A 23,931-nucleotide genomic window follows, 5' to 3' on the forward strand; every position below is an offset into this window, starting at 1 on the left:
GAAGCCCTCCCCTAGAAAAAGCGCGGATCGTCGAAGGCGCCACTGGCGACCAGGTACACATAGAAGTCGGCGGCGGCCACGCTGATCAGCGAGACCCAGGCGAGCAGCATGTGGCGTGCGTTCAGCGCGCTGACCCAGCCCCACATGCGGTACCGCATCGGGTGTTTGGAGAAGTTGCGGATCCGGCCGCCGACGATGTGGCGGCAGGAGTGGCAGGAGAGGGTGTACGCCCAGATCAACGTGATGTTGACGAGGAAGACCACCGTGCCGAGGCCCATGTGGCCCCACTCGCCGCGCTCGTCGCGGAAGCCCAGGACGGTGTCGTAGGTCAGGATGCCCGCGACGATCACCGCGAAGTAGAAGAAATAGCGGTGGATGTTCTGCAGGACCAGCGGGAAGCGGGTCTCGCCGGTGTACTTCGCGTGCGGCTCGGCGACCGCGCAGGCCGGGGGCGAGGCCCAGAAGCCGCGGTAGTACGCCTTGCGGTAGTAGTAGCAGGTCAGCCGGAAGCCCAGCGGGAAGATCAGGATCAGCAGGGCCGGTGAGAGGCCCCACCACGATCCGAAGACCGGCCAGTCCGCGCCGCCGTCCATGGGGACGCAGTTCTCGGCGACGCACGGGGAGTAGAACGGCGAGACGTAGGGGGCCGCGTAATAGTCGTCATTGGCGAAGGCCCGCCAGGTGGAATAGACGACGAACGCGAAGAGCCCGGCGGCGGTGACCGCCGGGGCCAGCCACCAGCGGTCGGCGCGCAGGTGCCGGGCGGGGATCGCGGCGCGCGAGGGGTGGTGGACGCCACCGCGCGCGGGGGTTCCCGTGCCGGCGGTGGCGGGGCCTGCTTGGGGGTCGGTACCTGTGGCCAAGAGGGACTCCGGGAGGAGCGGGGGATGGTCGGTGCCTGGCTGCCGCGGGGTGCGGGACGGGGGTCAGGGCGCGTGGCGGTCGCGGGCCCCGAGGCCCTCCTCCTCGGCGTCCGTCCACAGCGACGCGTCGTAGGGGGCGTCGGGGATGGGCACGGTCTCGGGGCGGGGGCGCTCCACGGGGTGGTAGTCCCGCAGGAGGGTGATGCTCTCGCGCAGGTGTGCGGCGTCGGTGCGCACGCGGCGCAGCTCCAGATCGGTGCTGCCCAGGTGGGTCTCCAGCCGGGCGAGCGCCCGGCCCAGATCGTCCAGACAGCGCTGAACAGCCGTCACTTCGTCGTTCAGGGACATGCTTGCCCTCACTTCCGCGGTCGGCGGTTGCGGGTGGCGACGATGTTGCGACTGAGAGTGTCGCGCGTCACACCCCTCCGGGGGAAGATAGCGATCGCACCTTCGCCGGAACGCGTTCGCCGCGCGATCGGGACCTGCTGAAACGTTCGTCCACGCGGGTGGCGTGCGCCGGGGCGGCGCCGTGTCGGCGCGTCATCGCGCCGACTGTCGCATTCAGTGGTGAGCAGTAGATGCGATCAACGGCGCATTACGCCGAACGTGATTCGCTCCGGCAGCCAGCCCAGTCGGCGGAGGTATCCCATGGCCCCCCTCTCGACCCGCAGAAGGCCCCGTACGCGCCGGTCCGCCGCTCTGCTCGCCGCCGGCATCCTGCTGCCCCTGCCCGTCCTGGCCGGCTGCGGCCTCGACGACGAGAAGTCGGAGGGCACCCTCACCCGGCCCGACATCGCCCGCACCCCCCGCGCCAAGGTCGCCGACCGCGGCACCCTGCGCTGGGCGGTGGACGCGCTGCCCTCCACCCTCAACGCCTTCCAGGCCGACGCGGACGCCGCCACCCAGCGCGTCACCGGGGCCACCCTGCCCACCCTCTTCACCCCGGACGAGCGCGGCCGCCCGCAGCGCGACGCCGACTACCTGGCCGCGGCCGACGTCGTCCAGCGCGAACCCCGGCAGGTCGTCGTCTACAAGCTCAACCCCCGGGCCGCGTGGAGCGACGGCAAGGCGCTGTCCGCCGCCGACTTCGAGGCCCAGTGGAAGGCGCTGCGCGGCCAGGACAGCGCCTACTGGACGGCCCGCAACGACGGCTACAACCGCATCGACCGGGTCGAGCGGGGCGCGGACGCCCACGAGGTCAAGGTCACCTTCGCCAGGCCGTACGCCGACTGGGCCTCGCTCTTCACCCCTCTCTACCCGCGGTCCGTCATGAACAGCGCGTCCTCCTTCAACGACAACGCCCGCAACGAGCTCAAGGTCTCCGCCGGCCCGTTCCGGGTCGGCCGGCGCGACAACGGCGCGGGCACCCTCACGCTCGTACGCGACCCGAAGTGGTGGGGCGAGCGGGCCAAGCTGGACAAGCTCGTCCTGCGGGCCGTGCCCCGCGAGGAGCGCGCCGAGGCCCTCGCCGCCGGCAAGCTCGACCTGGGGGAGGTGAGCCCGGCCACCGCCGTCCGCATCATCGCCGCCAACAAGCGCTCCAAGAAGAGCGAGGGGGACAAGCGGGCCAAGTCCCCGACGGAGGCCAAGCTGCGCGGACTGGCCGTCCGCAGGTCGCTGGAGTCCTCCTACACCCAGCTCGCCCTCAACGGCTCCGCCGGGCCCCTCGCTGACGAGCGGGTGCGCCGCGCCGTGGCCCGGGCCATCGACCGCAAGGCCGTCGCCGAGTCGGTGCTCAAGCCGCTCGGCCTGCCCACCGCACCGCTGGGCAGCCACCTCTTCATGGCCGGCCAGCACGGCTACGAGGACAACAGCGACGCCATCGGCGGCCCCGACCCGAAGGCGGCGCAGGCGCTGCTCGCGGACGCGGGCTGGCAGGAGAAGCGCGGCGGGCCCGGGACAGCGGGCAAGAAGGAGGCCGCGGCCGACCACAAGGCGGACGGGGGCGGCAGGGAAGCGGAGGACGAGCCGGCCGAGGAGGCGGGCGAGCGGGCCGGCTCCGGGGCCGACGAGAAGGGCGCCCGCGACAGCGGGGACAAGGTGGCCGCCGCCCCGGTCCGGATGAAGGACGGCAAGAGGCTGACGCTCCGCTTCGTCCTGCCGGAGGGCGCCGGCGCCGAGCCGCTGCGGTCGGTCGGCGAGCGCATCGCCCGGCAGCTGGACGCCGTGGGCATCCACACCGAGATCAGCAAGGTCGGCGACGCCGGCTACTTCAAGGACCACATCGCCGCGGGCACCTACGACCTCGCCCTCTACTCCTGGCCCGCGACCGCCTACCCGGCCACCGACGCCCGCCCCGTCTTCGCCAAGCCCCAGCCCGCCGCGGACGGCTCGCTGCTGGTGGAGCAGAACTACACCCGGGTGGGCACGGACCAGATCGACCAGCTCTTCGACCAGGCGTCGACCGAGCTGGACACCGAGGTCTCCCGCGATCTGGTCGGGCGGGCGGACGCCCGGATCTGGGCGGCGGCCGGCTCCATCCCGCTCTTCCAGCGCCCCGAGCTCACCGCGGTCCGCGGCAAGGTGGTCAACGCGGGCGCCTTCGGGCTCGCCGCACCCCGCTATCAGGACCTCGGCTTCCGGAAGTAACCCCAGGTCACGGGGGGTGTGAACGGCCGGGGGAGGCCGAAGTCGGCGCGGCCCCGTACCATGGAGGCGAGAGGCCGTGGCGTGTCCTGCCCGGCAGGCGGGCGTACGGGACCGTACGAGCCGCCATCCACGATTCCGGGAGAAGCGCCGCCAGTATGCCCACGCGCCACGATATTCGTAACGTCGCCATCGTCGCCCACGTCGACCACGGCAAGACGACCATCGTCGATGCCATGCTCAAGCAGGCCGGCGCCTTCGCCGCGCACGCCGCCGAGTCCCTCGACGACCGCATGATGGACAGTAACGACCTGGAGCGTGAGAAGGGCATCACGATCCTGGCCAAGAACACCGCGGTCAAGTACCACCCGAAGGACGGTGGCGACCCGATCACGATCAACATCATCGACACCCCCGGCCACGCCGACTTCGGTGGTGAGGTCGAGCGCGGTCTGTCGATGGTGGACGCGGTCGTGCTGCTCGTCGACGCCTCCGAGGGCCCGCTGCCGCAGACCCGTTTCGTACTGCGCAAGGCGCTCGCCAAGCGGCTGCCGGTCATCCTGTGCATCAACAAGACGGACCGCCCGGACTCCCGCATCGACGAGGTCGTCAACGAGACGTACGACCTCTTCCTCGACCTGGACGCCGACGAGGACCAGATCGAGTTCCCGATCGTCTACGCCTGCGGCCGTGACGGCGTCGCCTCGCTGACCAAGCCGGAGGACGGCACCGTCCCCGCCGACAGCGAGAACCTGGAGCCGTTCTTCTCCGCCATCCTGGAGCACGTCCCGGCTCCGACGTTCGAGGACGACGCGCCGCTCCAGGCCCACGTCACCAACCTCGACGCCGACAACTTCCTCGGCCGTATCGCGCTGCTCCGCGTCGAGCAGGGCGAGCTGCGCAAGGGCCAGACCGTCGCGTGGATCAAGCGTGACGGCACGGTCTCCAGCGTCCGCATCACCGAGCTGATGATGACCGAGGCCCTCACCCGCAAGCCGGCCGAGGTGGCCGGCCCGGGTGACATCTGCGCCGTCGCCGGTATCCCCGACATCATGATCGGCGAGACCCTGGCCGACCCGGAGAACCCGATCGCGCTGCCGCTGATCACGGTCGACGAGCCGGCGATCTCCATGACCATCGGCACGAACACCTCGCCGCTGGTCGGCCGTGGTGGCACGGGCAAGGGCGCGGACGCGAAGTCCGCGGTCAAGGACCGCAAGGTCACCGCCCGCCAGGTCAAGGACCGCCTCGACCGCGAGCTGATCGGTAACGTCTCGCTGCGCGTCCTGGACACCGAGCGCCCCGACGCCTGGGAGGTGCAGGGCCGCGGTGAGCTGGCGCTGGCCATCCTGGTCGAGCAGATGCGCCGCGAGGGCTTCGAGATGACCATCGGCAAGCCGCAGGTCGTCACCAAGCAGGTCGACGGCAAGACCTACGAGCCCGTCGAGCGCATCACCATCGACGTGCCCGAGGAGCACATGGGCGCCGTCACCCAGCTCATGGGCACCCGCAAGGGCCGGATGGACAACATGTCCAACCACGGCTCCGGCTGGGTCCGCATGGAGTTCGTCGTCCCGTCCCGCGGCCTGATCGGCTTCCGTACGGAGTTCCTGACGAACACCCGCGGCACCGGCATCGCCCACTCCATCCACGAGGGCCACGAGCCGTGGTTCGGCGAGCTGAAGACCCGTAACAACGGCTCCCTGGTCGCCGACCGCGCCGGTGCCGTCACCGCCTTCGCGATGACGAACCTCCAGGAGCGCGGCGTGCTCTTCACCGACCCGGGCACCGAGGTGTACGAGGGCATGATCGTCGGCGAGAACTCCCGCGCCGACGACATGGACGTCAACATCACCAAGGAGAAGAAGCTCACCAACATGCGCTCCTCCTCCGCCGACTCCTTCGAGGCGATCGTCCCGCCGCGCAAGCTGTCGCTGGAGCAGTCCCTGGAGTTCTGCCGCGACGACGAGTGCGTCGAGGTGACCCCGGAGTCGGTCCGCATCCGCAAGGTCGTCCTGGACCAGAAGGAGCGCGGCCGCACCGCCTCCCGCGCCAAGCGCTGACCCCGGTGACGGGCGTCCGGCGACGGATGCCGCACAGCCGACAAGGCCCGGAATCGCCACTTCCGCAGTGGTGGTTCCGGGCCTTCGGCATGCTCGGGGGGAGGGGCCGGGGAAGGTCCGGGGAAGGTCCGGGGGAGGGGGCCGAATTCAGTTGACAACCCATCAGATCTACCCCGAGTGCGTCCGGATACCGGACTCACTTAACCCGTTGTCGTGTTAACAGTCCGTTTCGCGGGTGTCTGTCTGTGCTCACTTTGTCCGGTTTTCGGACAGGCGTCGCCGATCGCTGTGACCAAAGCGAGACCCTTTAAGTGTGGTTTACAGGGCGGTCGTACTTAATAGTTGGGTTCACTGAGCTCGGGTCAACGGGTCACGCGCTGTGGGGAGCGCCGACTCACGAGCACACTCGAGGTGCCGGTTCCGTCTCCGCTGTCAGGGGTGTCAGCGTGGGGCCGGCGCCTCTCTTGTAGTGATAGTGGACTCCTGAGGAGGGCATTCCCATGCGCGGTGCCAAGAGCGCTACCTGGGTCGCGGGTGCGATAGCAGTTGCGTTGACAGCTACGGCCTGTGGTGGCGGTGGAAGTGACAGCGATGACAACGCGGCTGTCAACCCCGACGGCACCTACACGTACTACAACGTAGAGCCGCAGAACCCGATCATCCCGAGCAACACCAATGAGGTCGGCGGCGGTTACATCGTCAAGAACCTCTTCCGCGGCCTCGTCGACTTCGACGAGAAGTCCAAGCTGCGACTGGTGGCTGCCGAGAGCATCGACACCACGGACAACCAGACCTTCAAGGTCAAGCTGAAGCCGGGCTGGAAGTTCCACAACGGCGAGGACCAGACCGCCTCCTCCTTCGTGGACGCGTGGAACTGGGCGGCCAACGCCAAGAACAAGCAGCTGAACGCCTCGTGGTTCGAGCCGATCAAGGGCTACGACGAGGTCCACCCGGCCGAGGGCGACCCGAAGGCCGAGAAGCTGGAGGGCCTGAAGGTCACCAGCGACCTCGAGTTCACCATCGAGCTGAAGAAGCCGGTCTCCACCTTCAAGGAGCAGCTCTTCTACGACGTGTTCTCCCCGCTGCCCAAGGCGTTCTACAAGGACACCAAGGCGTTCGGCGAGCACCCGATCGGCAACGGCCCGTACAAGATGGACGGGGACTGGGCGCACAAGGTCGAGTTCAAGACCAAGAAGTTCGCCGACTACAAGGGTGACGACAAGCCGAAGAACGGCGGCGTCATCTTCAAGTTCTACAACAAGGACGACGCGGCCTACAACGACCTGGTCTCCGACAAGCTCGACATCATGTACCAGGTCCCCAACTCCATGGCGGGCCAGTACCAGAACGACCTCGGCAAGCGCGCCATCAGCCAGATGTTCGGTGGCAACACCAACATCTCGTTCCCGCTGTACGAGGCCGAGTGGGCCAAGCCGGAGAAGGCCAAGGTCCGTCAGGGCCTCTCCATGGCGATCGACCGCGAGACCATCGCCAAGACCGCGCTCAAGGGCAGCAAGGACGCGGCCGACGGGTACACCCCGAAGGTCGTCGAGGGCTACCAGGGCGGCACCTGCGGTGAGTTCTGCAAGTTCGACCCGGCCAAGGCCAAGGAGCTGATCAAGGCCGGCGGCGGCGTCCCCGGCAACAAGATCACCCTCACCTACAACGCCGACGGCGCCAACAAGGAGTGGGCGGACGCGGTCTGCAACGACATCCGCCAGAACGGCGGCGTCGAGTGCGTCACCGACCCGAAGCCGACCTTCCAGCAGGTGCGTGCCGACATCACGGAGCGCCGCATGAAGAGCGCCTTCCGTATGGCCTGGGTGCAGGACTTCCCGAACATCCAGAACTTCATCTCCGCGCAGTACCGGACCAAGGCCGGTGCGAACGACATGGAGTTCAGCGACAAGGCCGTTGACGAGCTGATGGACAAGGCCGACGCCTCGAAGACCATCGAGGAGTCGAACAAGCTCTACGCCGAGGCCGAGAAGAAGATCATCCAGGAGCAGATGCCCTCCATCCCGCTCTTCTTCGACCACACCCTCGCCGGCTACTCCAAGAAGGTGCAGAACGTGAAGTTCGACTCCTTCCGCCAGGCGATCTGGACCGACGTCGAGGTCAAGAAGTAACCGGGACAGGCTTGCAGTGACGTAGGCCCGGCGGCCGCTCTCCCCCACAAGGACCCGGGGGCGGCCTCCGGGCCCGTCGGCGACAGGAGGAACCATGGGGCGCTTTGTCGCGAGGCGACTGCTCCAGATGATCCCGGTGTTCATCGGGACCACTTTGCTCATTTTCCTGATGGTGTATTCGCTGCCGGGCGACCCCATCAAATCGCTCTTCGGCCCCAAGGCGGCCGACCCGGCGACGGTCGCGAGACTGCGCCACGAGTACGGCCTCGACAAGTCCTTGCTCGAGCAGTACTGGAACTACATCTCCGGCCTTTTCCGGGGCGACTTCGGGCAGAGCTTCACCGGCCGCCCCGTCGCCGACCTGATGGCCGACGCCTTCCCGGTGACCATCCGGCTGGCCCTGCTCGCCTTCGGTATCGAGGTCGTCGTGGGTATCGCCCTCGGCGTCGTCACGGGCCTGAAGCGCGGGAAGTTCCTTGACCAGTTCGTGCTGGTGCTCACCCTGATCGTGGTCTCGATCCCGGTCTTCGTCATCGGCTTCATCACCCAGTTCGTACTGGGAATGAAGTGGAAGATCATCACACCGACCGTCCAGGACTCCGAGAACCTCGGGCAGTTGATGGTCCCGGCCATCGTGCTCGCCGCGCTCTCGCTGGCGTACGTCACCCGGCTGACGCGCACCACCGTGGGGGAGAACCTGAGGGCCGACTACATGCGCACCGCGGTGGCCAAGGGCCTGCCGCGGAAGCGCGTCGTCGGCGTGCACCTGATGCGCAACTCCCTCATCCCTGTCGTCACCTTCCTCGGCACCGACCTCGGTCTGCTCATGGGCGGCGCCATCGTCACCGAGGGCATCTTCAACATCCAGGGTGTGGGCAACACGCTCTTCCGGTCCATCCAGACCAGTGAAGGCCCCACCGTGGTCGGCATCGTGACCGTGCTGGTGCTCGTCTACCTCGTGAGCAGCCTGGTCGTCGACCTGCTGTACGCCGTCCTGGACCCGAGGATCCGTTATGCCTGAGAAGACGCTGCCTCACGAGACCACCACGCCCGAGGCCGTGACGACGGCCCTCAAGGCCGGGGCCAACAAGCCCCGCAGCCTCGGCCAGGACGCCTGGCGCGAGCTGCGCGGCAGCTGGCTGTTCTGGACGTCCGGTGTGCTGCTGGTGCTCTTCCTCATCATGGCGGCGTGGCCGTCCCTGTTCACCGAAGTGGACCCCCGGCAGGCCGACCTGCGTAATCACTTCCTCGGTGAACCCCGCTGGTCCCACGTCTTCCAGGAAGACTGGTTCGGCTACAACATCCAGGGCCAGAGCGTGTACGCCCGGACTGTCCACGGCGCTCGTGCTTCGATCGTCGTCGGTGTCTGCGTGACTCTCTCGGTCACAGTTCTCGGTGGCCTCGTCGGCATGCTCGCGGGTTACTTCGGCGGTTGGATCGACACCCTGCTGTCGCGCATCACCGACATCTTCTTCGGCATTCCGCTGCTGCTCGGTGGTCTGACCCTGCTCCAGGCGTTCACCCACCGCACGGTGTGGACGGTGACGCTGGGTCTGGCGACCTTCGGCTGGATGCAGATCGCGCGCGTCATGCGCGGTGCGGTCATCACGCAGAAGCAGGCGGACTTCGTGATGGCAGCCCGTGCCCTGGGCGCGGGCACAAGTCGGATCCTCTTCCGGCACATCCTCCCGAACGTCATCGGCCCGGTGATCGTCGTCGCCACCATCGCGCTCGGCGGCTACATCTCCACCGAGGCGACCCTGTCGTACCTCGGCATCGGCCTCCAGGACCCCGTGGTCTCCTGGGGCGTGGACATCGCCGCCGGACAGAACCAGCTGCGTGACGCCCCCCATGTCCTGCTGATCCCGGCAGGCTTCCTGAGCCTCACGGTGCTGGCGTTCATCCTGCTCGGCGACGCGGTGCGCGACGCCCTCGACCCCAAGCTGCGCTGAGGGAGGCGTACGTGACCACCATGGAAAAGACCGCGAACGTCCCCGAACCCCGGGCGACGGACGACGGCGGCACCCCGCTGCTCGAAGTCCGTGACCTGCACGTGGAGTTCCACACCCGGGACGGCGTCGCCAAGGCCGTCAACGGCGTCAACTACTCCGTCGACGCCGGCGAGACCCTCGCCGTGCTCGGCGAGTCCGGCTCCGGCAAGTCCGTGACCGCGCAGGCGATCATGGGCATCCTGGACATGCCGCCGGGCAAGATCCCGCGGGGCGAGATCCTCTTCCGCGGCCAGGACATGCTGAAGATGTCCGGCGAGGAGCGCCGGAAGCTCCGTGGCAGCAAGATCGCCATGATCTTCCAGGACGCGCTCTCCTCGCTGAACCCCGTGCTCAGCGTCGGCTATCAGCTCGGCGAGATGTACCGGGTGCACCAGGGCCTGTCCAAGAAGGAGGCCAAGGCCAAGGCCATCGACCTGATGGACCGGGTCCGCATCCCGGCGGCCGCGGCGCGGGTGAACGACTACCCGCACCAGTTCTCGGGCGGTATGCGTCAGCGCATCATGATCGCGATGGCGCTGGCCCTGGAGCCGGACCTGATCATCGCGGACGAGCCGACGACCGCGCTGGACGTGACGGTCCAGGCCCAGGTGATGGACCTGCTGGCCGAGCTCCAGCGCGAGTACAACATGGGCCTCATCCTCATCACCCACGACCTCGGTGTCGTGGCGGACGTCGCCGACAAGATCGCCGTGATGTACGCGGGCCGGATCGTGGAGACCGCCCCGGTGGGTGAGCTCTACAAGCGCCCGGCGCACCCGTACACCCGCGGTCTGCTGGACTCGATCCCGCGCCTGGACCAGAAGGGCCAGGAGCTCTACGCGATCAAGGGCCTGCCGCCGAACCTGCTGCACATCCCGACCGGTTGTGCCTTCAACCCGCGGTGCCCCAAGGCACAGGACATCTGCCGCACCGAGACGCCGGCGCTGGCGCCGGTCGCCGAGCGGGACGGCACGGAGCTGGCCGGCCGCGGCAGCGCCTGCCACTTCTGGAAGGAGACGATCCATGGCTGAGGCCGCCAAGAACAACGAGGCCGTCTCCGATGTCGTCCCGTCCACGGCGGCGACGACCACCGAGGTCGAGGCCGTCCTGGACACCCCCGGTGAGCGCGGCGAGCCGATCCTCCAGGTCCGCAACCTCGTCAAGCACTTCCCGCTGACGCAGGGGATCCTCTTCAAGAAGCAGGTCGGCGCGGTCAAGGCCGTCGACGGTGTCTCCTTCGACCTCTACAAGGGCGAGACACTCGGCATCGTCGGGGAGTCCGGCTGTGGCAAGTCCACGGTCGCCAAGCTGCTGATGACCCTGGAGACGGCCACCGCCGGCGAGGTCTTCTACAAGGGCCAGGACATCACCAAGCTGTCGGGGCGCGCGCTGAAGGCCGTGCGCCGCAACATCCAGATGGTGTTCCAGGACCCGTACACCTCGCTCAACCCCCGGATGACCGTCGGCGACATCATCGGCGAACCGTACGACATCCACCCCGAGGTGGCGCCCAAGGGCGACCGGCGCAAGCGCGTCCGGGAGCTGCTGGACGTCGTGGGTCTCAACCCGGAGTACATCAACCGCTATCCGCACCAGTTCTCCGGCGGTCAGCGGCAGCGCATCGGCATCGCCCGGGGGCTGGCGCTCAACCCCGAGATCATCATCTGCGACGAGCCGGTCTCGGCGCTGGACGTCTCGGTGCAGGCGCAGGTCATCAACCTGATGGAGAAGCTCCAGGACGAGTTCGAGCTCTCGTACCTCTTCATCGCGCACGACCTGTCGATCGTGCGGCACATCTCCGACCGGGTGGGCGTGATGTACCTGGGCAAGATGGCGGAGATCGGTACGGACGCGGAGATCTACGACCACCCGACGCACCCCTACACCCAGGCGCTGCTGTCGGCCGTCCCGGTCCCCGACCCCGACTCCCGGGTGGGCCGCGACCGCATCATCCTCACCGGTGATGTGCCCTCCCCTGCCAACCCGCCGTCCGGCTGCCGCTTCCGCACGCGCTGCTGGAAGGCGCAGGACAAGTGCGCGGAGGAGGTACCGCTGCTGGCCGTGCCCAAGGTCTTCTCGGGCAAGGACACGCTCGCGGCGCACGATTCGGCGTGCCACTTCGCCGAGGAGAAGCAGGTGGTGGGTGCGGCCTGACAGCCGCTGACCCAAGCGCGTGGTGGGGGCTGTCCCGGATCGGGGCAGCCCCCACGACGTAGCAGGCATCTCCAGCCTGGGGGACGAGTGATTGATTGCGCAAGGCATTGAGAGCGAGGGGCTGTAGACGGCTGCCCTCGTTCCCTGCGGTAGGTCTACGGACTCCGCGATCAAGCCGGTGGCGAGTCACTTGGAATCTGTTCTCGCTTCGCAGCCTTCGCCTCAAACGCTCATCGTGTAATTAGGCTGTGGCTAGTCGTCCGCGACTGGCCACAGCTCTCCTGGCCGGGCTTGGCGGAGTGTTTTAGCCGGCAGGGAGTTCGTCCGACCAGGCTCCGATATTCACCCTTTCTCCCTTGCTGTAATGCGCCAACCTGAAGGCGATTTTGCTGTCTTCGTAGTAGTCCTTTTGGCATATGGACCAAGATGGGGCCCCGTTACTGTTGGCACAGGCTCCTTGGCGATACCATTCTCCGTCGCGCTTGTTGTACCATTCGCCGACCGCCGACATTCCATCTTGAACCGCGTCGAGAACCCACCATCGGTCTCCGTCCTTTTGGAAGCAGACCATGTCGGGGTAACCGGGCATGCCCTTGCACTTCATGCCCTTGTAGTTGCTGTTGGGGGGATAGACGTCGGTGACAACGGCGTCGTTCCACTCGAAAGGTATGGTTGCCGCCGATGCGGGAGAAGTCATTAACGCGGTTACTGCCAGAGATGCAGCTGCGATCGTCGTGGAAAATGCTGCTCTCATTTTCTTCTCCATGTGCATTCCCTTTTCTTTTGGGTTTGGGCTGCTCTTTCTTTGGGCGAGATGGACTGTATCTAAGGTGGTTTATTGCCTCTAGAGTTGCGATCCGTGACTTACGTCACGTGCAATAATGTTTCGCCGAATCGGCTGGTCGGGGCGCGATTTGAGCAATCTCTGAGCTTGCTATGCCAGAAGAATGATAGGGCGACTTATTTTTAGCCCTTGACGATTAATGGGGTCGGGGTTTTGTATGTCTGATCTGCGTCGATCAGTGGTACCCCCATCAGGTGGGGCAGCCCTGGGTGGCCGAGATGCTTCGGTTTCCTGCTGCCGGATCGTGTGTGCTGCTTCTGTTGAAGCCTGAGCGAGTCGCGCTTGACGCGGGCTCCCGGCTGGAGGCCGTAGGGCGGACGCATCGGGACCTCGCGTATGCGGAAGTGAAGGCTGGCAGGCCGGCTCATGGTCTTTGGTCGACGGTGCGGTCCGCAGCGAGGCGGCCTTCGCGCTCAGGCATCCGGGCGGTTTCTCGGGGATGTCCGCGCGGACAGCGTCCATAAAGGTGCACTGCGTCACTGTATGGGGTGTTATTTGGGCCTCGGTGATTTTTGCGACCTCCAGGAGGCACTCCATGCGCGGAGCCGTGCGGGCCAGGTGGGCCGCCTGCGTGCTGTCCGCCGCCCTGGTCGCGACCGCGACGGGCTGCGGCGGCGGGAGCGGCGGCGGTTCCGGAGTCGTGCGGGCCTCCTGGGGTGATCCGCAGAACCAGCTGGAGCCCGCCAACACCAATGAGGTCCAGGGCGGCAAGGTCCTCGCGATGATCTTCCGGGGGCTCAAGAGATACGACCCGCAGAGCGGCGCGGCCGAGAACATGCTCGCCGAGAAGATCGAGAGTTCCGACCAGCGGAAATTCACCATCACCCTGAAGAGCGGCTGGACCTTCAGCAATGGCGAGGCGATCACCTCGAAATCCTTCGTGGACGCCTGGAACTACGCCGCGCTCGCCGACAACAAACAGAAGAACGCCTCCTTCTTCGAGTACATCGACGGATACGACAAGGTCCACCCCGACGACGGCGCCCCGACCGCCAAGACCCTCCCCGGCCTCGTAGTCAAGGACGACAGGACCTTCACGGTCAAGCTCAGGACCAAGTTCTCCACCTGGCCCGACACCCTGGGATATGCCGCCTACGCCCCGCTTCCCCGGGCCTTCTTCGACGACCACGCGGCCTGGCTGAAGAAGCCCGTCGGCAACGGCCCGTACGCCATCGACTCCTACCGCAGGGGCTCGTCGATGATGCTCAGCAAATGGGACGGCTATCCCGGCGACGACAAGGCCGCCAACAGCGGGGTGGAACTGCGGGTCTACACCGACAACAACACCGCCTACACCGACCTCCAGGCCGGAAACCTCGACCTGGTCGACGACATTCCGAGCGCCCAGCTCAAGAACGTCAAGAAGGACCTCGGCGACCGCTACATCAACCAGCCGGCCGGCATCATCCAGACCCTGGCCTTCCCGATGTACGACGAGATCTGGTCCGGGCGTGCGGCGGCGATGGTCCGCCGGGGCCTGTCCATGGCGATCAACCGCGAACAGATCACCGACCAGATCTACCGGAAGACCCGCACCCCGGCGACGGACTGGACCTCCCCGGCCCTCGGTGACAAGGGCGGCTACACGTCCGGCCTGTGCGGCGACGCCTGCCGGTACGACGCCACCGCCGCGAAGAAGCTGATCGAGGACGGCGGGGGCCTGCCGGGCGGCCGGATCACGCTCACCTCCAACGTCGACACCGGCTCGCACCGCCTGTGGATGGACGCCGTCTGCAACAGCATCAACAACGCCCTCGGCAGGGACAAGGCGTGCACCGTCAACCCCGTCGGCACCTTCGCGGACTTCCGCAACCAGATCACCGACCGGCGGATGACCGGCCCCTTCCGCTCCGGGTGGCAGATGGACTATCCGCTGATCCAGAACTTCCTCCAGCCGCTGTACTACACCGACGCCTCCTCCAACTACGGGAAATTCAGCGACGCGCGATTCGACAAGCTCATCGACGAGGCCAACGCCGAGAACTCGCAGGACAAGGCCAACGGAAAGTTCCAGGACGCGGAGCGGATCCTCGCCGAGCAGATGCCGGCCATTCCGCTCTGGTACCAGAACGGCAGCGCCGGCTATTCCGACCGGCTCTCCGACGTCACCCTCAACCCCTTCAGCGTGCCGGTCTACGAGCAGATCAAGGTCGCCTGACCCGAACCCGTACCCGTATCCGCACCGACGAGAAGCGCCTCGCCCTGCCCCTCCTGACGCGTGAACCCCGGAGCCTTCATGGGACGGTATGTGATCCGGCGGCTGCTCCAGATGATCCCGGTGTTCATCGGCAGCACGTTCCTCATCTTCTTCATGGTCTACGCCCTGGGCGACCCGGTCGCCGCGCTCTTCGGCGACAAGGCGCCCGACCCCGCCACGGCCGCGCGGATCCGCGCGGACCTCTATCTCGACGAGCCCCTGTGGAAGCAGTACCTGCACTACATGGGCCAGATCGTCACCGGCGACTTCGGCACCGCCTTCAACGGGCAGCGGGTCACGGAGCTCATGGCCGACGCCTTCCCGGTGACCCTGCGGCTGACCCTCGTCGCCATCCTCTTCGAGATCGTCCTGGGCATCGTGCTCGGTGTCCTCAGCGGGCTGCGGCGCGGTCGCGCGGTGGACACCAGCGTGCTGCTGCTCACCCTGGTCGTCGTCTCCATCCCGACCTTCGTCAGCGGCTATGTGCTGCAGTTCCTCATCGGGGTGAAGTGGGCGGCCGTCTCCCCCTCCGTCTCGCCCGCCGCGCCGTTCGACGAACTGATCCTGCCCGGCGTGGTGCTGGCCCTGACCTCACTGGCGTACGTGACCCGGCTGACCCGGACCTCCATCGCGGAGAACGCCCGCGCCGACTACATCCGGACCGCCGTCGCCAAGGGGCTGCCGCGCCGCCGGATCATCACCCGGCACCTGCTGCGCAACTCCCTCATCCCCGTCATCACCTTCATCGGCACCGACATCGGGGCCCTGATGGGCGGCGCCATCGTCACCGAGCGGATCTTCAACATCCACGGCGTCGGCTACCAGCTCTACCAGGGCATCCTGCGGCAGAACTCGCCCACGGTCGTCGGCTTCGTGACCATCCTCGTCATCGTCTTCCTGCTGGCGAACCTGCTCGTCGACCTCCTCTACGCCGTGCTCGACCCGAGGATCCGCTATGCCTGAGCCCGATCCGTACGCCGCCCAGGAAGCCATCACACCCGGCGACGGCGGGGCGATGACCCTGGCCACCGAGGACGCCCGGACACTGGAGGACGGGCCCGTCCCCGGCGGCCCCGCCAGCGGCAAGGCCCGCAGCCTGTGGTCCGATGCCTGGCACGACCTGCGGCGCAACCCCGTCTTCGTCGTCTCCGCGCTGATCATCCTCTTTCTGGTCCTGATCGCCATCTGGCCGGACCTGATCGCCGGCGGGAACCCCCTCCAGTGCGACCTGGCCAAGGCCCAGGAGGGCTCCCAGCCCGGCCACCCCTTCGGCTACGACACCCAGGGCTGCGACGTCTACACCCGTACGGTCCACGGCGCGCGCGCCTCCATCACCGTGGGCATCTGCGCGACGGCCGGCTCCACCCTGCTCGGCAGCGTGCTGGGCGGGCTGGCCGGGTTCTTCGGCGGCTGGTGGGACGCGCTGCTGTCACGGATCGCCGACATCTTCTTCGGCATCCCGATCATCCTCGGCGGGCTGGTGTTCCTCTCCGTGGTCACCGGCGGATCGGTGTGGCCCGTGGTCGGGTTCATCGTGCTGCTGGGCTGGCCGCAGATCTCCCGCATCGCCCGCGGCTCCGTGGTCACCGCCAAGCAGAACGACTACGTCCAGGCCGCCCGGGCGCTCGGCGCCGGCAACGGGCGGATGCTGCTGCGGCACATCGCGCCCAACGCCGTGGCGCCCGTGATCGTCGTGGCGACCATCGCCCTCGGTACGTACATCGCGCTGGAGGCGACGCTGTCGTTCCTGGGCGTGGGCCTCAAACCGCCCACCGTCTCCTGGGGCATCGACATCTCCAACGCCTCCATCCAGATCCGCAACGCCCCGCACATGCTGCTGTGGCCCGCGGGGGCGCTGAGCATCACGGTGCTGGCGTTCATCATGCTCGGCGACGCGGTGCGCGACGCCCTCGACCCCAAGCTGCGCTGAGGAGCCGCCGGATGGAGCACCAGGACGACCAGCCGACGCCCCTGCTGGACGTGCGCGACCTGCGGGTGGAGTTCCGCACCCGGGACGGCGTGGCCAAGGCGGTCAACGGCGTCGACTACAGCGTGGCCGCCGGGGAGACGCTGGCCGTGCTCGGGGAGTCGGGATCGGGCAAGTCGGTCACCGCCCAGGCGATCATGGGGATCCTCGACTCGCCCCCCGGCTTCGTCACCGGCGGCGAGGTCCTCTTCCGCGGCGAGGACCTGCTGACCATGCCCGCCGAGACGCGCCGCCGCCTGCGGGGCGCGAAGCTGGCCATGATCTTCCAGGACGCGCTGTCCTCGCTCAACCCCGTGATGAGCGTGGGCGCACAGCTCGCCGAGATGTACGAGGTGCACGAGCGGATGACCCGCAAGGACTCCCGGGCGAGGGCGGTCCAGCTGATGGACCGGGTGCGCATCCCGGCGGCGAAGGAGCGGGTCGGCGACTATCCGCACGAGTTCTCGGGCGGTATGCGTCAGCGCATCATGATCGCGATGGCGCTGGCCCTGGAGCCGGACCTGATCATCGCGGACGAGCCGACGACCGCGCTGGACGTGACGGTCCAGGCCCAGGTGATGGACCTGCTGGCCGAGCTCCAGCGCGAGTACAACATGGGCCTCATCCTCATCACCCACGACCTCGGTGTCGTGGCGGACGTCGCCGACAAGATCGCCGTGATGTACGCGGGCCGCATCGTGGAGACCGCCCCGGTGCACCAGCTGTACGCCGCGCCGGCGCATCCGTACACCCGCGGGCTCCTCGACTCCATCCCGCGCCTGGACCAGAAGGGCCGGCAGCTCTACGCGATCAAGGGCCTGCCGCCCAATCTGACGGCCATTCCGCCCGGCTGCCCCTTCAACCCGCGCTGCCCGCGGGCCCAGGACATCTGCCGCACCGACCGGCCACCGCTCTTCACCGTGGCCCCCGGCCGCGCCAGCGCCTGCCACTTCTGGAAGGACACCCTCGATGAGCGCTGACGGCGAGGCGATTCTCGAGGTGCGGGACCTCGTCAAGCACTACCCGCTGACCCAGGGCATCCTCTTCAAGCGGCAGGTGGGCGCCGTCCGTGCCGTCGACGGCGTCTCCTTCGACCTGCGGCGCGGCGAGACACTCGGCATCGTCGGGGAGTCCGGCTGCGGCAAGTCGACGGTCGCCAAGCTGCTCGTCAGCCTGGAGCGGCCGACCGCCGGACAGATCCGCTACAAGGGCGAGGACCTCGCCAAGCTCTCCGGGCGCGCGCTGAAGGCCGTACGCCGCAACATCCAGATGGTCTTCCAGGACCCGTACACCTCGCTCAACCCTCGGATGACCGTCGGCGACATCATCGGCGAGCCGTACGACATCCACCCGGAGGTGGCGCCCAAGGGCAGCCGGCGGCAGAAGGTGCGCGAGCTGCTCGACGTCGTCGGCCTCAACCCGGAGTACATCAACCGCTATCCGCACCAGTTCTCCGGCGGCCAGCGGCAGCGCATCGGCATCGCCCGGGGGCTCGCGCTGCGCCCCGAGGTGATCGTCGCCGACGAGCCGGTGTCGGCGCTGGACGTCTCCGTACAGGCGCAGGTGGTCAATCTCCTGGAGCGGCTCCAGGGCGAGTTCGGGCTGTCGTACGTCTTCATCGCGCACGACCTGTCCGTGGTGCGGCACATCTCCGACCGGGTGGCGGTGATGTATCTGGGGCGGCTCGCCGAGGTGGGCACGGACACCCAGATCTACGAGCACCCCACGCACCCCTACACCCAGGCCCTGCTGTCGGCCGTCCCCGTCCCCGACCCGCGGGCGCGCCGGCGGGGAGAACGCATCCTGCTGACGGGCGACGTCCCCTCGCCCGCGCACCCGCCGTCCGGGTGCCGCTTCCGCACCCGCTGCTGGAAGGCCAAGGAGAAGTGCGCGCTGGTGGTGCCGCCGCTGGAGGTGCCGGACTGGTTCCAGGAGGGCGCCGACCCCGCCGCGCACGACTCGGCCTGCCACTACGCGGAGGAGCGCCCGGTGGTCGCGCCGGAGGGCGACGCCGAAGGACCCTAGGGCTGACCCTCCTCCGGGCCGGTCCGCAGCGCCGGGTCCAGGATCACCTCCACCTCGCGCTCCACGGTCGGCGGTTCGGGGAAATGGCACGCCGTCAGATGCCCCACCGCACTGCCCTGGTGCCGGTCCAGCGGTGGCGTCTGTGTGGCGCACTTCTCCTCCGCCTTCCAGCAGCGGGTGCGGAAACGGCACCCGGACGGCGGCCGGATGGGCGAGGGGACGTCACCGGCGAGGCGGATGCGCTCGCGGGGCGCGGTGGCGGGTTCGTCCGTGAGGTCCGCCGCCTCGGGGACGGCGGAGAGCAGGGCGTGGGTGTAGGGGTGGCGGGGGCGGCGGTAGATGTCGTCGCGGTCACCCACCTCGACGATCTTGCCGAGGTACATCACGGCCACCCGCTGGGAGAAGTGCCGTACGACCGCGAGGTCGTGCGCGATGAAGAGGAACGCGATGCCCAGCTCGCGCCGCAGTCTTTGCAGCAGGTTGACCACTTGCGCCTGGATGGAGACGTCCAGGGCGGACACCGGCTCGTCGGCGATGACGACCCTGGGTTCGAGGGCGAGCGCGCGGGCCACGCCGATCCGCTGCCGCTGACCGCCGGAGAATTCGTGCGGGAAGCGGTTGTAGTGCTCGGGGTTGAGTCCGACGGTCTCCAGGAGCTCGCGCACGCGCCGCTCGCGGCCGCCCGCCGGATCGACGCCGTTGATCTCCATCGGCCCGGAGACGATCTTCCCCACGGTCTGCCGGGGGTTCAGCGACGAGTACGGGTCCTGGAAGATCATCTGGATCTCGGAGCGGATCGGCGCGAGCTCGCGGCGCCGCGCGTGTGTGATGTCCCGCCCCTGATAGGTGATCCGGCCCGCCGTGGGCTCCAGGAGGCGGGTCAGCAGCCGCCCGGTCGTGGACTTGCCGCAGCCGGACTCCCCGACCAGGCCGAAGCTCTCGCCCGCCCGTACGGTCAGGTCGATGCCGTCGACGGCCTGGACCGCCCCGACCCTCCGCTTGACGGGGAAGCCGCCCATGATCGGGAAGTGTTTGGTCAGCCCCTCGGCGACGAGCAGCGGCTCGCCCGGCGCCTCGCGCGGCTCGGGCAGGGAAATCCTGTCGGTCATGGTGAGGCTCCTCAGCCCAGTCGGGGCCTGATCCGTTCGGTGAAGACCGCCCGCTGCCGCCCGGCCGTGAGGTGGCAGGCGGCGCCGTGGCCCGTGTCGAGCTCCGGGCGCTCGGTGCGGCACCGGTCGCCGCCGACCTCGTCGGCGTACGCGCAGCGCGGGTGGAAGGGACAGCCGGGCGGCGGAGCCAGCAGGCTCGGCGGCGTCCCGGGGATGGGGGTGAGGGGCTCCTCGACGTCGGACGCCAGGCGGGGCATGGAGCCCAGCAGCCCCCAGGTGTACGGGTGCCGGGGCGAGCGCAGCACCTCGCGGACCGTACCGCGCTCGACGGCCCGGCCCGCGTACATCACCAGCAGCTCGTCCACCGTATGGGCGACGACCCCCAGGTCGTGGGTGATCAGGATGATCGACGAACCGGTCTGCTGCTGGAGGTCCTTGAGCAGATCGAGGATCTGCGCCTGCACGGTGACGTCCAGGGCGGTCGTCGGCTCGTCGGCGATCAGCAGCTCGGGATCGCAGACCAGGGCCATGGCGATCATCGCGCGCTGCCGCATGCCGCCGGAGAACTGGTGCGGGTAGTCGTCCACGCGCAGCGACGCGTTGGGGATGCCGACCTTCTCCAGCATCTCGACCGCCCGCAGCCGGGCCTCGCGCTTCGACGCCCCCGTGTGCTTGCGGAACGGCTCGGCGATCTGCCGGCCCACGGTGTAGTACGGGGAGAGGGCCGTCAACGAGTCCTGGAAGACCATCGCCATCTTGGCGCCGCGCAGCCTCTCCAGCGTGGACTCCGGCGCGCCGGTGAGCTCCTGCCCGTCCAGCGTGATGTGGCCCCTGATCTCGGTGGAGCGCGGCTCGTGCAGCCCGAGGACGGCGAGGTTGGTGACGGACTTGCCCGAGCCGGACTCCCCGACGATGCCGAGCGTCCGGCCGCGCTCCAGGTCGAAGGAGAGGCCGTCGACGGCCTTGACCGTGCCGTCCTCGGTGGCGAAGCGGACGTACAGATCGCGTACGGAAAGGAACGCGGTCACGGTCGGGTTCTCCTGACGGTCAGGCGAGGCGTACGCGCGGGTCGATGAAGGCGTAGGCGGCGTCCACCACGATGTTGGCGATGACGATCGCCGTGCAGCCGACGAGCATCACCGCCATCAGGGTGGGCAGGTCGGTCTCGCTCACGGAGGAGACCGCGAGCCGCCCCAGCCCGTGCAGGCTGAAGGTGAACTCGGTGATGATCGCGCCGGCGAAGAGCGAGCCGAGGTCGATGCCGAAGATGGTGACGATGGGCGCGAGAGCGCCCCGCCAGGCGTACCGGAAGAAGACCGTGCGCCGGGAGAGGCCCTTGGCGCGGGCGGTGCGCACATGGTCCTCGCCGAGCTGCTCGATCATCTGCGAGCGGGTCATCCGGCTGTAGTTGGCGATGAAGATGATGGACAGCACCAGCCAGGGGATGAGCATGCCCGTGAACCACTTCGCGGGGTTCTCGGTGATCGGGTGGTAGGCGGGGTTGTCCATCCAGTGCAACCCGCTGACCAGGACCGCGAGGGCGATGACGCCGACGAAGTAGATCTGGAGGGCGTTGCCCACCAGCGACAGCGAGCTGAAGAACTTGTCGATCCAGGTGCCCCGGAAGGCGGCGGCGATCATGCCGATGCCGATGCCCACGACGAGGAAGACGGCCGCGCCGCCGAGGGTGATGGACAGCGTGGTCGGGAAGCGGTCCACGATGGTGCCCCAGACCGGCTGCTGGTTGGAGAAGGAGTAGCCGAAGCAGGGGGCCGGGCAGTGGCCGACGGAGAAGTCACGGCCCGCGAAGATGCCCACCATGTAGTGCCAGTACTGGACCGGCACCGGCTCGTCGAGGCCCAGGTTCTTGTTGATCAGGGCGATGGCGTCCGGGGTGCAGTTCTTGCCGCAGGACATCAGGGCCGGCTGGGAGGGCAGCGCGAAGAAGATGGCGAAGGTGATCGCGCTGATCAGCAGGATGATGACGATCGCGCCGAGCGAGCGGCGGGCGAGGAATCGAAGCATGGTCGCGGTCTTCCGGTCGGCGTCGGCTTCCTTCGGTGGGGCGCCGGTGCGTACGGCCGGGACCGGGTGCCGGCCCGGCCGTACGTCCCCGACGCGCTATTTGACGTAGACGCCGGTCGGGTCGACGGTGCCGTAGACCGGCTGGTACCGCACCCCGCCGAGGCGGGAACCCCACAGGGAGAACTGGCTGTTGTAGAAGGTCGGCACGCCCGGTACGTCCTCCTTGAGGATCTTCTCGGCGAGCTTCTGCCACTCGGGGGCCGCCTTCTTCACGTCCGGGATCGCGTTGATGCGGTCGATCTCGGCGTTGACGGCTGGGTTGTCGAGGTGGGAGTAGTTCTGCGCGCCGTCGGCGATCTGCCGGCCGTCGAAGAGCGGCGGCACGACGGTCGAGGCCACGGGCCAGTCCGCGCCCCACGAGGTGCGATAGATGTCGAACTTGTTCTTCACCTCGGCGATCGCGGTCCGCCAGGTGTTGGAGTCGATCTCCTTCTTCTGCACCTTGAAGCCCGCCCGCTCCAGGGCCTGGGTGACGACCACGGAGATCTTCTGCTGGATGTCCGTATTGGGGTAGGCGTAGACGATCTCCTGACCGACCTTGCCCGCCTGCTTCAGCAGCTCCCTGGCCTTGTCGGCGTCACCGGCCGGCTTCGCCTTCTTCCCGAACGGGTCGGTCGGCTGGTAGCCGTCCATCGCGGGCGAGAGGAGGTTGGTGGCGATCACCCCCGCGCTGGCGCCGCCGTTCTGCTGGAGGATCTGCCCGTTGGGCATGGCGTACGCGAGCGCCTTGCGCACCCGGACGTCCTTGAGCCGGTCCATGTTGAAGCTGATGTAGTCGACGTACGGCTGGATCTCCAGGTGGCGGCGCGCCTTGGTGTCCGCCTGGCCCAGGACCTTCTCGGTCATCTCCGGCGCGACGGCGTTGCTGAACGACAGGGTGTTCTTGTCGGCGCCCTGGTCGGCGAGGTAGCGGCGGGTGGAGTCGGCGTACTGGTGGCCGAAGCTGATCTCGAACCGGTCCGCGTACTGGTGGCGGATGGGATCCGTCCTGGGGTCCCAGTGCTCGTTCCGTACGAGCGTCAGCGACTTGCCGACCTTGTACGTGCCGACCTTGTACGGGCCGGAGGCGAAGGGCGCGTTGTCGTACTTGCGCTGGGTGTCCTTCTCCGCCTTGACGGCGCCGATGTTGGGCATCGCGGTGGCGAAGGGCGTGTCGGCGTGCGGTGCGCGGAAGTGGAAGACGATCGTCTTGTCATCCGGGGTGTCCAGCACGGACGCGGGCAGGTGCTGCCCCTTGTACGGACCGTCCGGGAGCGCCTTGCGGAACGCGGTGCCGTCACCGGAGAGCCACTGCGGGACGTACTGCGGGCCGTCGGTCTCGAAGGCGGCGTAGAGCCGTTCGACGCCCCACCGCACGTCCTTGGAGGTGATGGGCGAGCCGTCCTCGAACTTCAGGCCGTCCTTGAGCGTGAACTTCCAGGTCTTGCCGCCGTCGGACGCCGTGCCGGCGTCGGTGGCCAGATCGCCGACGATCTTGACCTGGCCCTTGTCGTCCACCTTGTAGGAGGTGAGTGTGCGGTTGTACAGCATCTGGTTGGCCAGCATGTCGCTGTAGTAGATCTGCCCCGGGTCCAGGTGCACGAAGGCGTCGCGCTGGAGGACGCCGACGGTGCCCCCCTTCTTGGCCCCCTTCACCTCGGGGGCCGGGCCGGCCGAGTCCTCCTTGGTGCCGACCGAGTAGTTGGCGGACTTGTTCTTGTCCGTGCCGGGCCCTTCACTGCTGTCCCCGCCGCCACCCCCGCCCCCGCTGCTGCACGCGGCGAGTAACAGCGCTCCCGCCGCCAGCGCGGCGGCGGGGAGCCGGCCTCTGTGCCTGAGTGACGTCTTCATGGGTCGATGCACCTGCCTGTCCGTCGGATCCGGTTCCGTGCATGTCCTCGGCCGTGCGTGTGTCCTCGGTCGTACGTGTCCCGGTTGTA

General features: G+C 68.2%; 19 protein-coding genes. 12 read left to right on the forward strand and 7 right to left on the reverse strand.

What is annotated here, in order from left to right; genetic code table 11:
• Positions 1–11: 11 nt before the first annotated feature.
• Positions 12–863, reverse strand: a complete 852-nt coding sequence (locus ACZ303_RS19505) for a hypothetical protein (RefSeq protein WP_467340514.1) — start codon at positions 861–863, stop codon at positions 12–14.
• 63 nt (positions 864–926) lie between these two features.
• Positions 927–1,211, reverse strand: coding sequence for a hypothetical protein (locus ACZ303_RS19510; RefSeq protein WP_467340516.1), 285 nt, complete (start codon positions 1,209–1,211; stop codon positions 927–929).
• Between the two features lie 300 nt (positions 1,212–1,511).
• Between ACZ303_RS19510 and ACZ303_RS19515 the strand changes: the two genes are divergently transcribed.
• The 7 genes from ACZ303_RS19515 to ACZ303_RS19545 all read left to right on the forward strand — a co-directional run bounded on the left by ACZ303_RS19515 (position 1,512) and on the right by ACZ303_RS19545 (position 11,786).
• The gene (locus ACZ303_RS19515) at positions 1,512–3,452 is read left to right on the forward strand and encodes an ABC transporter family substrate-binding protein (RefSeq protein ID WP_467340518.1); all 1,941 of its coding nucleotides are present in this window, start codon (positions 1,512–1,514) and stop codon (positions 3,450–3,452) included.
• Positions 3,453–3,607: 155 nt separating this feature from the next.
• Positions 3,608–5,512: a translational GTPase TypA gene (gene typA, locus ACZ303_RS19520; RefSeq protein WP_467340520.1), complete on the forward strand. Its 1,905-nt coding sequence runs from the start codon at positions 3,608–3,610 to the stop codon at positions 5,510–5,512.
• A 500-nt stretch (positions 5,513–6,012) separates the two neighbouring features.
• On the forward strand, positions 6,013–7,641 hold the full coding sequence (locus ACZ303_RS19525) for a peptide ABC transporter substrate-binding protein (RefSeq protein WP_467340522.1): 1,629 nt from the start codon (positions 6,013–6,015) through the stop codon (positions 7,639–7,641).
• 94 nt (positions 7,642–7,735) lie between these two features.
• Positions 7,736–8,662 carry an ABC transporter permease gene (locus tag ACZ303_RS19530; RefSeq protein WP_467340524.1) on the forward strand — a complete coding sequence of 309 codons (927 nt, stop codon included), beginning with the start codon at positions 7,736–7,738 and terminating at the stop codon, positions 8,660–8,662.
• The gene (locus tag ACZ303_RS19535) at positions 8,655–9,593 is read left to right on the forward strand and encodes an ABC transporter permease (protein ID WP_467340526.1); all 939 of its coding nucleotides are present in this window, start codon (positions 8,655–8,657) and stop codon (positions 9,591–9,593) included. The genes ACZ303_RS19530 and ACZ303_RS19535 overlap by 8 nt, the downstream gene beginning before the upstream one ends.
• An 11-nt stretch (positions 9,594–9,604) precedes the next feature.
• On the forward strand, positions 9,605–10,663 hold the full coding sequence (locus tag ACZ303_RS19540; protein ID WP_467340529.1) for an ABC transporter ATP-binding protein: 1,059 nt from the start codon (positions 9,605–9,607) through the stop codon (positions 10,661–10,663).
• Positions 10,656–11,786: an ABC transporter ATP-binding protein gene (locus tag ACZ303_RS19545; RefSeq protein WP_467340531.1), complete on the forward strand. Its 1,131-nt coding sequence runs from the start codon at positions 10,656–10,658 to the stop codon at positions 11,784–11,786. Before ACZ303_RS19540 ends, ACZ303_RS19545 begins: the two co-directional genes overlap by 8 nt.
• A 304-nt stretch (positions 11,787–12,090) precedes the next feature.
• Here ACZ303_RS19545 and ACZ303_RS19550 read toward each other — a convergent pair whose 3' ends face one another.
• Positions 12,091–12,552 (reverse strand): hypothetical protein, encoded by a 462-nt coding sequence (locus ACZ303_RS19550; RefSeq protein ID WP_467340533.1) that lies wholly within the window; start codon positions 12,550–12,552, stop codon positions 12,091–12,093.
• A gap of 613 nt (positions 12,553–13,165) precedes the next feature.
• Here ACZ303_RS19550 and ACZ303_RS19555 point away from each other — a divergent pair.
• The 5 genes from ACZ303_RS19555 to ACZ303_RS19575 all read left to right on the forward strand — a co-directional run bounded on the left by ACZ303_RS19555 (position 13,166) and on the right by ACZ303_RS19575 (position 18,818).
• Positions 13,166–14,788: a peptide ABC transporter substrate-binding protein gene (locus tag ACZ303_RS19555; RefSeq protein WP_467340535.1), complete on the forward strand. Its 1,623-nt coding sequence runs from the start codon at positions 13,166–13,168 to the stop codon at positions 14,786–14,788.
• A gap of 78 nt (positions 14,789–14,866) precedes the next feature.
• Positions 14,867–15,790, forward strand: coding sequence for an ABC transporter permease (locus ACZ303_RS19560; RefSeq protein WP_467340537.1), 924 nt, complete (start codon positions 14,867–14,869; stop codon positions 15,788–15,790).
• The gene (locus ACZ303_RS19565) at positions 15,783–16,757 is read left to right on the forward strand and encodes an ABC transporter permease (RefSeq protein ID WP_467340539.1); all 975 of its coding nucleotides are present in this window, start codon (positions 15,783–15,785) and stop codon (positions 16,755–16,757) included. Before ACZ303_RS19560 ends, ACZ303_RS19565 begins: the two co-directional genes overlap by 8 nt.
• Before the next feature lie 11 nt (positions 16,758–16,768).
• Positions 16,769–17,773, forward strand: coding sequence for an ABC transporter ATP-binding protein (locus tag ACZ303_RS19570; protein ID WP_467340541.1), 1,005 nt, complete (start codon positions 16,769–16,771; stop codon positions 17,771–17,773).
• Positions 17,763–18,818: an ABC transporter ATP-binding protein gene (locus tag ACZ303_RS19575; protein WP_467340543.1), complete on the forward strand. Its 1,056-nt coding sequence runs from the start codon at positions 17,763–17,765 to the stop codon at positions 18,816–18,818. Before ACZ303_RS19570 ends, ACZ303_RS19575 begins: the two co-directional genes overlap by 11 nt.
• On the opposite strand, the gene ACZ303_RS19580 is transcribed toward ACZ303_RS19575, so the two are convergent.
• The 4 genes from ACZ303_RS19580 to ACZ303_RS19595 form a co-directional block, all read right to left on the reverse strand.
• Entirely contained in the window at positions 18,815–19,927 is a 1,113-nt protein-coding gene (locus ACZ303_RS19580) for an ABC transporter ATP-binding protein (RefSeq protein ID WP_467340545.1), read from the reverse strand. The two genes, ACZ303_RS19575 and ACZ303_RS19580, sit on opposite strands and share 4 nt — an antisense overlap.
• Before the next feature lie 11 nt (positions 19,928–19,938).
• Positions 19,939–20,955, reverse strand: coding sequence for an ABC transporter ATP-binding protein (locus ACZ303_RS19585; RefSeq protein ID WP_467340547.1), 1,017 nt, complete (start codon positions 20,953–20,955; stop codon positions 19,939–19,941).
• A gap of 19 nt (positions 20,956–20,974) precedes the next feature.
• Complete coding sequence (locus ACZ303_RS19590; protein WP_467340549.1) at positions 20,975–21,952, reverse strand: ABC transporter permease; 978 nt, start codon at positions 21,950–21,952, stop codon at positions 20,975–20,977.
• Between the two features lie 96 nt (positions 21,953–22,048).
• The gene (locus ACZ303_RS19595) at positions 22,049–23,842 is read right to left on the reverse strand and encodes an ABC transporter substrate-binding protein (protein WP_467340550.1); all 1,794 of its coding nucleotides are present in this window, start codon (positions 23,840–23,842) and stop codon (positions 22,049–22,051) included.
• Positions 23,843–23,931 lie beyond the last annotated feature (89 nt).

The organism is Streptomyces sp. NPDC023527 (genome assembly GCF_055560115.1).

Excerpts from the sequence above, each read along its gene's own strand:
- ACZ303_RS19510 (WP_467340516.1), bottom strand. The coding sequence starts at position 1,211 with ATGTCCCTGAACGACGAAGTGACGGCTGTTCAGCGCTGTCTGGACGAT.
- ACZ303_RS19515 (WP_467340518.1), top strand. The coding sequence starts at position 1,512 with ATGGCCCCCCTCTCGACCCGCAGAAGGCCCCGTACGCGCCGGTCCGCC.
- typA (WP_467340520.1), top strand. The coding sequence starts at position 3,608 with ATGCCCACGCGCCACGATATTCGTAACGTCGCCATCGTCGCCCACGTC.
- ACZ303_RS19525 (WP_467340522.1), top strand. The coding sequence starts at position 6,013 with ATGCGCGGTGCCAAGAGCGCTACCTGGGTCGCGGGTGCGATAGCAGTT.
- ACZ303_RS19530 (WP_467340524.1), top strand. The coding sequence starts at position 7,736 with ATGGGGCGCTTTGTCGCGAGGCGACTGCTCCAGATGATCCCGGTGTTC.
- ACZ303_RS19535 (WP_467340526.1), top strand. The coding sequence starts at position 8,655 with ATGCCTGAGAAGACGCTGCCTCACGAGACCACCACGCCCGAGGCCGTG.
- ACZ303_RS19545 (WP_467340531.1), top strand. The coding sequence starts at position 10,656 with ATGGCTGAGGCCGCCAAGAACAACGAGGCCGTCTCCGATGTCGTCCCG.
- ACZ303_RS19550 (WP_467340533.1), bottom strand. The coding sequence starts at position 12,552 with ATGGAGAAGAAAATGAGAGCAGCATTTTCCACGACGATCGCAGCTGCA.
- ACZ303_RS19555 (WP_467340535.1), top strand. The coding sequence starts at position 13,166 with ATGCGCGGAGCCGTGCGGGCCAGGTGGGCCGCCTGCGTGCTGTCCGCC.
- ACZ303_RS19560 (WP_467340537.1), top strand. The coding sequence starts at position 14,867 with ATGGGACGGTATGTGATCCGGCGGCTGCTCCAGATGATCCCGGTGTTC.
- ACZ303_RS19565 (WP_467340539.1), top strand. The coding sequence starts at position 15,783 with ATGCCTGAGCCCGATCCGTACGCCGCCCAGGAAGCCATCACACCCGGC.
- ACZ303_RS19570 (WP_467340541.1), top strand. The coding sequence starts at position 16,769 with ATGGAGCACCAGGACGACCAGCCGACGCCCCTGCTGGACGTGCGCGAC.
- ACZ303_RS19575 (WP_467340543.1), top strand. The coding sequence starts at position 17,763 with ATGAGCGCTGACGGCGAGGCGATTCTCGAGGTGCGGGACCTCGTCAAG.
- ACZ303_RS19580 (WP_467340545.1), bottom strand. The coding sequence starts at position 19,927 with ATGACCGACAGGATTTCCCTGCCCGAGCCGCGCGAGGCGCCGGGCGAG.
- ACZ303_RS19590 (WP_467340549.1), bottom strand. The coding sequence starts at position 21,952 with ATGCTTCGATTCCTCGCCCGCCGCTCGCTCGGCGCGATCGTCATCATC.
- ACZ303_RS19595 (WP_467340550.1), bottom strand. The coding sequence starts at position 23,842 with ATGAAGACGTCACTCAGGCACAGAGGCCGGCTCCCCGCCGCCGCGCTG.